The organism is Streptomyces sp. NPDC060027, from assembly GCF_042737005.1.
Taxonomy (GTDB): Bacteria; Actinomycetota; Actinomycetes; order Streptomycetales; family Streptomycetaceae; genus Streptomyces.
Window position 1 is genome coordinate 20019 of record NZ_JBHWVI010000091.1, and the last position, 11265, is coordinate 31283.

Annotated in this window: 11 protein-coding genes; 4 read left to right on the top strand and 7 right to left on the bottom strand. The window is 72.3% G+C overall.

What is annotated here, in order from left to right; all coding sequences use genetic code 11:
• Positions 1-125 precede the first annotated feature (125 nt).
• On the bottom strand, positions 126-1043 hold the full coding sequence (locus ACFWBT_RS22590; protein ID WP_385703096.1) for a TIGR01777 family oxidoreductase: 918 nt from the start codon (positions 1041-1043) through the stop codon (positions 126-128).
• Between the two features lie 72 nt (positions 1044-1115).
• Between ACFWBT_RS22590 and ACFWBT_RS22595 the strand changes: the two genes are divergently transcribed.
• Positions 1116-1607 carry a GNAT family N-acetyltransferase gene (locus ACFWBT_RS22595; protein ID WP_385703099.1) on the top strand — a complete coding sequence of 164 codons (492 nt, stop codon included), beginning with the start codon at positions 1116-1118 and terminating at the stop codon, positions 1605-1607.
• Positions 1608-1689: 82 nt separating this feature from the next.
• Here ACFWBT_RS22595 and ACFWBT_RS22600 read toward each other — a convergent pair whose 3' ends face one another.
• Entirely contained in the window at positions 1690-2874 is a 1185-nt protein-coding gene (locus ACFWBT_RS22600; protein WP_385703101.1) for a MarP family serine protease, read from the bottom strand.
• Positions 2875-3227: 353 nt separating this feature from the next.
• On the opposite strand from ACFWBT_RS22600, the gene ACFWBT_RS22605 reads away from it, so the two are divergent.
• Together ACFWBT_RS22605 and ACFWBT_RS22610 are read left to right on the top strand one after the other, a co-directional pair.
• A complete protein-coding gene (locus ACFWBT_RS22605) occupies positions 3228-3992 on the top strand; it encodes a peptidoglycan recognition protein (RefSeq protein ID WP_385703103.1) in 765 nt (254 codons plus the stop codon).
• A gap of 126 nt (positions 3993-4118) precedes the next feature.
• On the top strand, positions 4119-4370 hold the full coding sequence (locus tag ACFWBT_RS22610) for a hypothetical protein (protein WP_385703105.1): 252 nt from the start codon (positions 4119-4121) through the stop codon (positions 4368-4370).
• On the opposite strand, the gene ACFWBT_RS22615 is transcribed toward ACFWBT_RS22610, so the two are convergent.
• From ACFWBT_RS22615 to ACFWBT_RS22630, 4 genes are all read right to left on the bottom strand, one after another.
• The gene (locus tag ACFWBT_RS22615) at positions 4357-4878 is read right to left on the bottom strand and encodes a DUF4240 domain-containing protein (RefSeq protein WP_385703118.1); all 522 of its coding nucleotides are present in this window, start codon (positions 4876-4878) and stop codon (positions 4357-4359) included. The genes ACFWBT_RS22610 and ACFWBT_RS22615 overlap by 14 nt on opposite strands.
• A 142-nt stretch (positions 4879-5020) precedes the next feature.
• Positions 5021-5992, bottom strand: a complete 972-nt coding sequence (locus ACFWBT_RS22620) for a helix-turn-helix transcriptional regulator (protein ID WP_385703107.1) — start codon at positions 5990-5992, stop codon at positions 5021-5023.
• A 197-nt stretch (positions 5993-6189) separates the two neighbouring features.
• On the bottom strand, positions 6190-8895 hold the full coding sequence (gene aceE, locus ACFWBT_RS22625; RefSeq protein WP_385703110.1) for a pyruvate dehydrogenase (acetyl-transferring), homodimeric type: 2706 nt from the start codon (positions 8893-8895) through the stop codon (positions 6190-6192).
• 294 nt (positions 8896-9189) lie between these two features.
• On the bottom strand, positions 9190-9813 hold the full coding sequence (locus ACFWBT_RS22630; protein ID WP_261708522.1) for a GntR family transcriptional regulator: 624 nt from the start codon (positions 9811-9813) through the stop codon (positions 9190-9192).
• A 277-nt stretch (positions 9814-10090) separates the two neighbouring features.
• On the opposite strand from ACFWBT_RS22630, the gene ACFWBT_RS22635 reads away from it, so the two are divergent.
• Complete coding sequence (locus ACFWBT_RS22635) at positions 10091-10330, top strand: hypothetical protein (RefSeq protein ID WP_385703113.1); 240 nt, start codon at positions 10091-10093, stop codon at positions 10328-10330.
• Positions 10331-10409: 79 nt separating this feature from the next.
• On the opposite strand, the gene ACFWBT_RS22640 is transcribed toward ACFWBT_RS22635, so the two are convergent.
• A partial coding sequence (locus tag ACFWBT_RS22640) for a 2-oxo acid dehydrogenase subunit E2 (RefSeq protein WP_385703115.1) occupies positions 10410-11265 on the bottom strand: 856 nt, incomplete at its 5' end.

Below are 11265 nucleotides of genomic sequence, written 5' to 3' on the forward strand. Positions count from 1 at the left end.
TGCACGGGGGCATGGGGGGTGCATGTGCCACCCCGGCGGAGGGGGCGGGACCCGCCGGGGTGCGGAACACGCGGCGGGGGAGGAGGACGCGGCGGGGGAGGAGGACGTGGCGTCGGCGCCCCCGCTCAGTCCAGCGCGGCCCGCAACGCCCCCTCGATCGAGGGGAACGCGAAGGTGAAGCCCGACTCCAGGAGGCGGGTGGGCAGGACGCGCTGGCTGCCCAGGATGTCCTCGGCCATGTCGCCGAGGGCGAGGCGCAGGAGCGGGGCGGGGGTGGCGAGGCGGGTCGGGCGGCGCAGGACGCGGCCCATCGCCTCGGTGATCTCGCGGTTGGTGAGCGGGTCGGGGGCGGTCAGGTTCACCGGGCCGGAGACGGACTCCGTGTCGATGAGATGCCGGATCGCGGCCACCTCGTCGTGCAGCGCGATATAGCTCCAGTACTGGCGGCCGTCCCCCAGTCGCCCCCCGACGCCCGCCCGGAACAGCGGGAACAGCTTGGCCCAGGCCCCGCCCTCGCGGGACACCACGAGCCCGGTCCGGGGCAGCACCGTGCGCACCCCCGCCTCCTGCGCGGGAGCCGTCGCCTCTTCCCACTCCACGCAGACGGAGGGCAGGAATCCGTCACCGGGCGGCGCCGACTCGTCCACCGCGCGACCGCCCGTGTCTCCGTAGAACCCGATCGCGCTCCCGTTGACGAAGACCCGCGGCGGTTCGTCGAGCGACGCCACCGCCTCCGCGAGCGTCGCCGTCCCGAGCACCCGGCTGTCCCGGATCTTTCGCTTGTACGTCGCCGTCCAGGGCCGCGCGGCGACCGGGGCTCCCGCCAGATTGACCACCGCGGCACATCCGAGGAGCCCCACGGCGTCGACCCGCTGCCGTTGCGGATCCCATCGGACCTCGTCCCGCGAGCGCGGCTCACGGCGCACGAGCCGGACCACCTCGTGTCCGTCCGCGCTCAGGGAGCGCGCCAGCGCGGAGCCGATCAGGCCGGACGCGCCGGCGATCACGATGCGGGAACCCGGGGGCAGCGGTGAATCGCTCATGGGTCCATCCTGCCCGCGAGGCCGCGGACTTCACGGAACGCGCCTCAGCGCGGCGCCCGTACAGTGATCGGCATGTCAGCTGCTCCCCGCATACGCACCGCGACCCTCGACGACGAGGACGTGCTCGGCCGGCTCGACCGCGACACCTGGTCCACGCTGCACGCGGTCATGCCCCGCCCCCGGCCGCCGTACGAGCCCTTCTACAGCGAGCGGTTCGGCCCCCGGAACCATGTCGTCGCCGAGCTCGACGGCCGGCTGGTGGGATACATCCGGCTCGGCTTTCCGACCCCGCTCGCCTGCAACGCGCACGTCCGCCAGATCCTCGGACTCGCCGTCGCCGACGAGGCGCGCGGCGCCGGGGTGGGCCGCGCGCTGCTGCGGGCGGTGCGCGAGGAGGCCCGCCGTCAGGGCGCCCGGCGCCTCACGCTGCGCGTGCTCGGCCACAACACCCCGGCGCGCAGGCTGTACGAGTCCGAGGGGTTCGTCGTCGAGGGAATCCTGCCCGGGGAGTTCCTGCTGGACGGCGCGTACGTGGACGACGTCCTGATGGGCCGCGCCCTCTGACCACGAGCCGGGCAGTCCGGCGGTCGCGTCGGGACACCGGCATCCCCGAGCCGGGGCCGGGACCGGTGTTCCCGGGGCGGGGTCAGGAGGTGACGAGGTCGCCCGTGTCGACGCGGGCCGTGGCGTGTGCCGCCTTCCGGGCGTCGCCCGCGACCTCGCGCGCGGTCAGGACGTAGCCCGTCTCGCTGTCCGAGGTCGAACGGGCGAAGACCACGCCGTACACCTTGCCGTCGGTGGTGAGGAGCGGGCCGCCGGAGTTGCCCGGTCGGACGGTCGAGCGGATCGAGTAGATCTCGCGGGTGACCGTCCCGGTGTTGTAGATGTTCTGGCCCGTCGCGTTGATGCGGTTCGCGACCGTGGCCGCCTGGAGATCGAGACCGCCGTCCTGCGGGTAGCCCGCGACCACCGCGGCGTCACCGCGCGAGGCGACGCCGTCGAAGGGAAGGACGGGCGCCCGCAGCCCCGGCACGTACAGGACGGCGACGTCCTTCTGCGGATCGAAGAGCACCACCCGCGCCGGGTAGGGGCGTCCGACCCCGCCCACCCGCACGGTCGGCCGGTCGATGCCCGCCACCACGTGCGCGTTGGTCATCACGCGCCGGGAGGAGTAGACGAAACCGCTGCCCTCGCGCCCCTGGTTGCCCGAGACGCCCTCGACCTTCACGGTGCTCAGCTTGGCTGCGTTCGCCGCGGAGTCCGTCACGCTGTCCCCGGAGGGCTTGGCGACACCCGCCGTCGGTTCGTTCTCGAACGGGTTGAAGACCTGCGGGAAGCCCGCCTCGGTGAGCGCCGAGGTCGCGCGCGAGAACCAGGTCGGCGTGGTCTCCGGCATCGTCTTCTGCACGGCGCCCAGCAGCGCCGAGTTGCGGATGGACTGCGTCACCACCGTCGACGAGGACGCGCCGAGGACGCTCGCCGCCACCCAGGCCACCAGCAGCACGGCCAGCGTGTTCGCCGCGGCCCCGCCGATCCCGTCGGCCACCCGCAGCGGCCCCTGGTCCAGCTCGCGGCGCAGCTTCAGCGCCAGCCGCCCGGCCAGCTCGTGGCCCACCACGGCGGGCACCAGCACCGTGAGCACCGCCGTCACCGTCGCCGCCGGTGTCCCCGCCGTGACCAGGTCCATCATCCAGGGCAGCACCCATACGCCGATCACGGCGCCGCCCACGAAACCGGCCAGCGAGACACAGCCGGCGACCAGTCCACGGCGGTACCCGGACGCCGCGTAGACCAGGATCACCAGCATCAGCAGGAGGTCGAGCACGTCCACGGAGCCGCCTTTCTCTAGGGCCCCTTAGTACGCGTCGGGCGGGCCCAGTGATCAGCCACGCGCGTTCGGTGCCGCGGAAACGGCCACACACCCGTGGACCTGTAGAAACGTCCCGGACACGCATGATGGTTCCACCAGGTGGCAGACCACACATCGCGGCCCGCGCGGATCCGGGTCAGGGTGGCTCCATGCGTGTCTTCCGGAAGACGCGGGGGCCCCGAATACGGAGCGGGGAGCGGGCACACCGCTCCCCGCGTCACGGACGCCCGGCCCACCGGGCCCGCGGGGTCCGCAGCCGTGCGGGGCGGGCGCCCCGCGCCCCCACGCCGCCCGGCGTACGCCCCGGATGGCCGGTGCGGCTGCCGGGACCGCTCCTCGTCCTGCTCGGCTGCGTACCCGGCCTGCTCGCCGTCCTGGCGCTGGTGCTGTGCGCGGCCGGAGTGGACCGTACGGCGGCCCGCGCCGCCGTCCCGCCCCCGGTCGCGGCCCGGCCCGCCGTGGACCGCTCCGCCGCCCGGCCCCCCATCGTGCCCCGGTCGACGTGGCTCGACGCCGCGAGCACGCGCGAGCAGCCGCCGCCCCACTACGACGACCGCGTCGTCGCGGTCTTCGTCCACCACACCGACTCGCCGAACTCCTACGACTGCGCCGACGTGCCCCGCATCATCCGCGACCTCTACGCGGGCCAGACCGGCGCCAAGCAGTGGGACGACATCGGCTACAACTTCCTCGTCGACCGCTGCGGCACGATCTACGAGGGCCGCGCGGGCGGCGTCGACCGGCCCGTCACCGGGGCGCACGCGCAGGGCTTCAACCACCGCACCGCCGGTATCGCCGCGATCGGCACCTTCACGGCGGGAACACCTGTGCCGAGGGTGATGACCGACGCGATCGCCCGCCTCGCGGCCTGGAAACTCGGGTTCGCCGGGGTCGACCCCCGGGGCACGGTCCGTCTCGTCTCCAGCAACAGCCTCAGCCGCTACGCGTCGGGCACCGCGGCCGTGCTCTCCACCGTCTCCGGCCACAACGCCGGCTTCATGACCAGCTGCCCCGGCGCGGCCCTCACCGACCGCCTCCCCGAGATCCGCGCCCTGGCCGCCCGCTACCAGGGCCGCTGACCGCGCGACGGAACCCCCCCGCGGCGACGGCCGTCCGACAGTCACAGGTACGCCCCGGGCCGCTCACAGACTCCCCAGAGCCCCGCGTCCTAGCGTCGTCGTACGCACTGACCGGAGGTGGGGATCATGAGGATCAGTCGGACGGAGACCGCGGAGCGGGCGGGCGGCTGGGCGAAGGCCGCGCGGGGCCCGTGGACGGTGGTCTGCGCGGTGGCGACGGTCGTCCTGGGCCCGGCGGCGGTCACGGCGTCCGCGCTGGATCAGGCCAACGCGGCCCCGCTGCACCACACGGTGCGGGCCGAACAGACGCCGGCGTACATCCCCTCGGACCTCGCCGCCGAGCGAGCGCGGTCCGCGCCGGCGGTCAGTCCTCCCTGAACCGCTCCCACAGCTTGGGGTAGCGGTCCGCGATGACGGACTCGTTCTCGAAGTCGAGCGGGGTGCCCTCGGGCTCGGCGGCCGCGGCCGGGATGCCCAGGGCGGGCGCGACGGCACCGGTCAGCTGTTCGTAGGCCTCGTCGGCCGCGTAGCCCAGCTCCTCACCGTCGCCGTCGATCTCCTCGTCGAAGTCCTCCAGGAACTCGGCGAGCGTGTCGGGGTCGTGCATCGCGCCCTCGAAGACCTCCCGGCCCTGGCCGATCAGCCAGCACCGGAAGAAGTCGAAGGCGTCGTCGCTGGCCCCGTCGAGCAGCACCCAGGCGGCGCCCCACAGATCCCAGCGGTACGCGCGGTTGTAGCGGGACTCGAAGTGCCGGGCGAAGTCCAGGACCGACTCCGGGTCCAGCTGGACGAGCCGCTCGACGAGCAGGTCGGCCTGTTCCTCGGGGTCGCCCTCGGCAGTCTCGCGGGTCGAGTCCACCAGCTGCCAGAACTCCGTCTCGTCCATCACGGGTCAAGCATCGGGCCTGCGCGGGAGGGACGCACGTGGAGTGGCGCAGATTGTTATGCATGCACATGCCGAAGGTAAAACCACCGGGTTCGTACGGATTTCAAGGGGTCGGCGCCGAGCGATGCGACGGAGTCCGCGATCACCGGTAGAGCGCCGCCGATCTGGCCGCGTCCCGCGCGCAGCGCTCCCGCAGACTCGCCGGAGCGAGCACCTCCACGTCAGGCCCGAGCCCCCACAGCTGCGTATGGGCGACCTCCTCGGACTCGACGGGCAGGGTGAGGGTCACCCACCCCTGCCCGTCGGGGTCACCGGACGCGCTCAGCCCCTCTTTCGCGGACGCGGGATCAAGGACGTACGGCAGCCGTCGTACGCCGTCGGGGGACAGCCGTACGACCACCTCGGACCGCAGGACGGACCGGGCGAACTCCTCGGCCCGCTCCGCCCAGAACCCCGGCAGGTCGAACCCGTCGTCCCGCCGGAACCGCTCCGGACCGGGTTCGACGGCGGTGAACCGGTCGATCCGGTACACCCGGAAGGCCTCCGTGTCCGCGACCCGCGCGCACAGGTACCAGACGCCCGCCTTGAGGACGAGCCCGTACGGTTCGAGCGCCCGCTCCACCTCCGACTCGCCCCGCCGGTAGCGCGCGAGGACCGGGCGGTCGTCCCACACCGCGTCCGCGACCGAGGGCAGCAGCTCCGGCGTCCGCGGCTCGCTGAACCAGGCGGGCGCGTCCAGATGGAACCGCTGCGACGCCGTCCGTGAGGCGTCCCGCACGGAGGGCAGCAGCGCGGCCGACACCTTCAGCCGGGCCGCCGAAGCCGTGTCCTGAAGGCCCATCTCGCGCAGAGCCCCCGGTACCCCGCTCAGGAACAGCGCCTCGGCCTCGCTCCGCGCCAAGCCCGTCAGCCGTGTCCGGTACCCGCCGACCAGGCGGTAGCCGCCGGCCCGCCCCCGGTCCGCGTACACCGGGACTCCCGCCTCCGACAGCGCCTGGGCGTCCCGCGTGATCGTGCGCTCGGACACCTCCAGCTCCCGCGCCAGCTCGGCGGCGGTCATCGACGCACGGGTCTGGAGCAGCAGCACCATCTTGATCAGACGAGCGGCACGCATGTGTTCATGATGCCGGGCCCCACTGACAACGAGGGGCCGAGGAGGCGGAGAGGAGAGGAGGCGGGGAGGAGAGGAGGCGGGGAGGGGAGAGGAGACGGTGGCCGGGCCCGTGCGGGCGTCGCGAAAGACGGTGACGGGGGTACGACGAAGGGGTACGGCGACCGCCGTACCCCTTCACCGAGTCCACCTGCCGGGAGCTACAGGCCGTAGCGCTCCCGGGCCTCCTTCACCGACGACGCCTTGACCTCACCGCGGCGGGCGAGCTGCGCCAGCGCCGCGACGACGATCGACTCGGCGTCCACCCCGAAGTGGCGGCGGGCCGCCGCGCGGGTGTCGGAGAGACCGAAACCGTCGGCACCGAGCGAGGACCAGTCCTGCTCGACCCACTGGGCGATCTGGTCCGGGACCTGGCGCATGTAGTCGGAGACCGCGAGCACCGGGCCCTCCGCGCCCTGCAGCGCCTGGCGGACGAACGGCACCCGCTCCTCGCCGCGCAGCAGGGCCGCGTCGGCCTCCAGCGCGTCGCGGCGCAGCTCGGTCCAGGACGTCGCGGACCACACGTCGGCGGCCACGCCCCACTCCTCGGCGAGCAGCCGCTGCGCCTCCAGCGTCCAGTGGATCGCCGTGCCGGAGCCGAGCAGCTGGATGCGCGGAGCGTTCGCCGCGGCCACGTTCAGACCCGCCGACTCCGCCGTGTTGAAGCGGTACAGGCCCTTGAGGATGCCCTCGTCGATACCGAGACCGGCCGGCTTGGCGGGCTGCGGCATCGGCTCGTTGTAGACGGTCAGGTAGTAGAAGACGTCCGGGTCCTCGCCGGGGGCCGCCTCGCCGTACATCCGGCGCAGACCGTCCTTGACGATCGCCGCGATCTCGTAGGCGAACGCGGGGTCGTAGGACAGTGCCGCCGGGTTGGTCGCCGCGATGACGGGGGAGTGGCCGTCGGCGTGCTGCAGGCCCTCACCGGTCAGGGTCGTACGACCGGCCGTGGCGCCGACCAGGAAGCCGCGGCCGAGCTGGTCGCCGAGCTGCCACATCTGGTCGGCCGTGCGCTGCCAGCCGAACATCGAGTAGAAGATGTAGAAGGGGATCATCGCCTCACCGTGCGTGGAGTACGCGGTGGACGCGGCGATGAAGTCCGCCATGGAACCGGCCTCGGTGATCCCCTCGTTGAGGATCTGGCCGTCCTTGGCCTCCTTGTAGTACATCAGCTGGTCGCGGTCGACCGGCTCGTACGTCTGGCCCTTGGGCGAGTAGATGCCCAGCGACGGGAAGAGCGACTCCATACCGAAGGTGCGGGCCTCGTCCGGGACGATCGGCACCCAGCGCTTGCCGGTCTCCTTGTCGCGGACCAGGTCCTTGACCAGCCGGACGAACGCCATCGTCGTCGCCAGGTTCTGCGTGCCGGAGCCCTTGTCGAAGGACGCGAACGCCTTGTCGGCGGGGGCCGGCAGCGGGGCCAGGGCGTGCGTACGGCGGGCCGGGGCCGGGCCGCCGAGGGCCGCGCGGCGCTCCTGGAGGTAACGGACCTCGGGGGAGTCGGCGCCCGGGTGGCCGTAGGGCACCACGCCGTCGACGAACTGGCTGTCGGAGATGGGCAGTTCGAGCAGATCACGCATCTGCTTGAACTCGTCCGTCGACAGCTTCTTCATCTGGTGGTTGGCGTTCTTCGACGCGAAGCCCTCGCCGAGGGTGTGGCCCTTGACCGTCTGGGCCAGGATGACCGTCGGCGCGCCCTTGTGGGCGAGGGCGGCGCGGTAGGCCGCGTACACCTTGCGCGACTCGTGGCCACCACGGGAGAGGTGGAAGCACTCGAGGATCTTGTCGTCGCTCAGCAGCTTCGCCATCTCGACGAGCGCCGGGTCGGCGCCGAAGAAGTCCTGGCGGATGTAGGCGGCGTCGCGGGTCTGGTACGTCTGCACCTGCGCGTCGGGTACCTGGCGCAGACGGCGGACGAGCGCGCCCGTGGTGTCGAGCTGGAACAGCTCGTCCCAGGCCGAGCCCCACAGCGACTTCACGACGTTCCAGCCGGCGCCGCGGAACTGCGCCTCCAGCTCCTGCACGATCTTGAAGTTCGCGCGGACCGGACCGTCGAGGCGCTGCAGGTTGCAGTTGATGACGAAGGTCAGGTTGTCGAGACCCTCGCGGGAGGCGAGCGCGAGTGCCGCGGTCGACTCCGGCTCGTCCATCTCGCCGTCACCGAGGAAGGCCCACACGTGGGACGCGGAGACGTCCTTGATGGCGCGGTTGGTGAGGTAGCGGTTGAAGCGGGCCTGGTAGATCGCCGACAGCGGGCCGAGGCCCATGGAGACGGTCGGGAACTCCCACAGCCAGGGCAGCCGGCGCGGGTGCGGGTACGACGGGAGACCGTTGCCGCCCGCCTCCTGGCGGAAGTTGTCCAGGTGGTGCTCGTTCAGGCGCCCGTCGAGGAACGCGCGGGCGTAGATGCCGGGGGAGGCGTGGCCCTGGATGTAGAGCTGGTCGCCGGACCCGTCACCCTCCTTGCCCTTGAAGAAGTGGTTGAAGCCCGTCTCGTAGAGCCAGGCCGCGGAGGCGAAGGTGGCGATGTGGCCGCCGACGCCGTGCTTCGCGCCCCGGGTCACCATCGCGGCCGCGTTCCAGCGGTTCCACGCGGTGATCCGGGCCTCCATCGCCTCGTCGCCGTCCACGACGGGCTCGGCGGCGGTGGGGATGGTGTTGACGTAGTCGGTCTCAAGCAGCTTGGGCAGCGCGAGACCGTTGCCCTCGGCGCGCTCCAGCGTGCGGCGCATCAGGTACGCGGCACGGTGCGGCCCGGCCGCCTGGGTGACGGCGTCCAGGGAGGCCTGCCATTCGGCGGTCTCCTCGGGGTCGCGGTCCGGGAGCTGGTCGAGCTCGCTCGGCTGGATAGCGGTGGGGTCGGTCATTGCGCCGCCTTCCGGATGCGGAGGGGGGTTCCCTCATCGGCAAGGGGTTTCGGGTGTGCCCTTGGTCTATGGCAGGACAGGGCGGAGGGCTCTTGTAGGAGCCCGTCGGTGACTGTAACTCCCTGATCGATGATCGATCAAAGGGTTCCGGGGGAAAACCTCGTCAGATCGCGAAAGTCGGCACGGGGTGCCTGGAAGCCAGGCACGGGGTGCCGTGAAATTCGATGGTTCTCGCAGGTGGGAGCACGGTTGAGCGAGGGCGTGCTCCCCTGCGCCGACCCCGGCGGGCGTCCCTCACGGGCGCGGGGCGCACCCGAGGACATGGGCCTTCACGAGGTCGGCGATCAGTGGATCGCGCCGCCGGAACGCGTCCACGAGGGCCTCGTGCTCCTCCGCGTACGACTGCTGCACGGTTCCCAGCCACCGGATGGAGAGGGCCGTGAAGACCTCGATGCCGAGGCCCTCCCAGGTGTGCAGGAGGACGGAGTTCCCGGCCGCCCTGACCAGCTCACGGTGGAACCCCACGGTGTGCCGCACCTGACCGGTCCCGTCGGCCAGCCGGTCGGCCTCGTACAGCGCCGTCACGTGCGGCTCCAGCGCCGAGCAGTCCTCGGCGAGCCGCTCGGCGGCCAGCTCCGCGGCGATGGCCTCCAGACCGGCTCGTACGGGGTAGCTCTCCTCCAGGTCGGCGGCCGTCAGGTTCCGCACCCGCACGCCCTTGTTCGGCGCCGACTCGATCAGCCGCAGCGACTCCAGCTCGCGCAGCGCCTCCCGCACCGGGGTCTGGCTGACCTCCAGCTCGGTGGCGATCCGCCGCTCCACGATCCGCTCGCCCGGCTTCCAGCGCCCGCTGACGATCCCCTCCACGATGTGCTCGCGGATCTGTTCGCGCAGCGAGTGGACGACGGGCGCGGTCATGAAAGCTCCTTTGGGAGGGGTGCGGAACCCCGGGGGCGTTTGACGTTTAGACAATAAGGCCGTGGCCCGGTCGGTGAGGGGCGCATGGCGGCGCTTTTCCGCAGGTGAGACGAGACTTACACGCTGTCAGAGTGTTCCCGGCCGTAAAGACCTGTACCGGGTGACTCCCGGACTCGCCACGGCCGTGTCACTCCGGGAACCCGGTCGTCCCGCGCGCGGTGGCGTTGGGCGGAGGGGGCGCCGACGGTGGCACTCCCGGTCGCGTCGGGGGGATGTCATGAACGGTCGGGTACGCGCACGGGGCCTCCGCCGGACGGTCACGGCGGCAGCGGCGGCGGCACTGGTCGCCTGTGTGGCGACGGGCTGCAGGCCGATGGACACGGGGGCGGCTTCGCACGACGACGTCCCGAAGGCCGGCCGCGCACGGCATCTGGCGCCCGCGTTCCCGGCGGAGATCCCGAACGCGCGGGCGGAGAGGCCGGTGGTGTGGAGCGACAGCGGGCTGACGCCCCGGTAGTCCGGGGCCGGTGAAAACACGGCACCCCCGCCCGGAGTTCCGGACGGGGGTGCCGTGTCAGCGCGTGAGCGGTGGGGGACTACAGGCCGAGCTCGACCTCGAACTCGCCCGCCTCCAGGATCGCCTTGACCGCGGTCAGGTAACGGGCCGCGTCGGCGCCGTCCACCAGACGGTGGTCGTAGGACAGCGTCAGGTACGTCATGTCGCGGACGCCGATGACGGTGCCCTCTTCCGTCTCGATGACGGCCGGACGCTTGACCGTGGCACCGATGCCGAGGATCGCGACCTGGTTCGGCGGCACGATGATCGTGTCGAAGAGCGCGCCGCGCGAGCCGGTGTTGGAGATGGTGAAGGTCGCGCCGGACAGCTCGTCCGGAGTGATCTTGTTCGCCCGGACCTTGCCCGCCAGGTCGGCGGTGGCCTTGGCGATACCGGCGATGTTCAGGTCGCCCGCGCGCTTGATGACCGGGGTCATCAGGCCCTTCTCCGAGTCCACCGCGATACCGACGTTCTCGGTGTCGAAGTAGGTGATCGTGCCCTCGTCCACGTTGATCCGGGCGTTGACGGCCGGGTGGGCCTTCAGCGCCTGGGCCGCCGCCTTCACGAAGAACGGCATCGGGGAGAGCTTGACGCCCTCGCGGGCCGCGAAGGAGTCCTTCGCCTGCGCGCGGAGCCTCATCAGCTTGGTGATGTCGACCTCGACGACCGAGGACAGCTGCGCCTGCTCGTGCAGGGCCTTCACCATGTTGTCGCCGATGACCTTGCGGATGCGGGTCATCTTGACGGTCTGGCCGCGCAGCGGGGAGGCCTCCAGGACCGGCGCCTTCTTGGCGGCCGCGGCCGGAGCGGAGGCGGCCGGCGCCGGAGCGGCGGCCGCGGCCTTCGCGGCCTCGGCGGCCGCGATGACGTCCTGCTTGCGGATACGACCGCCGACG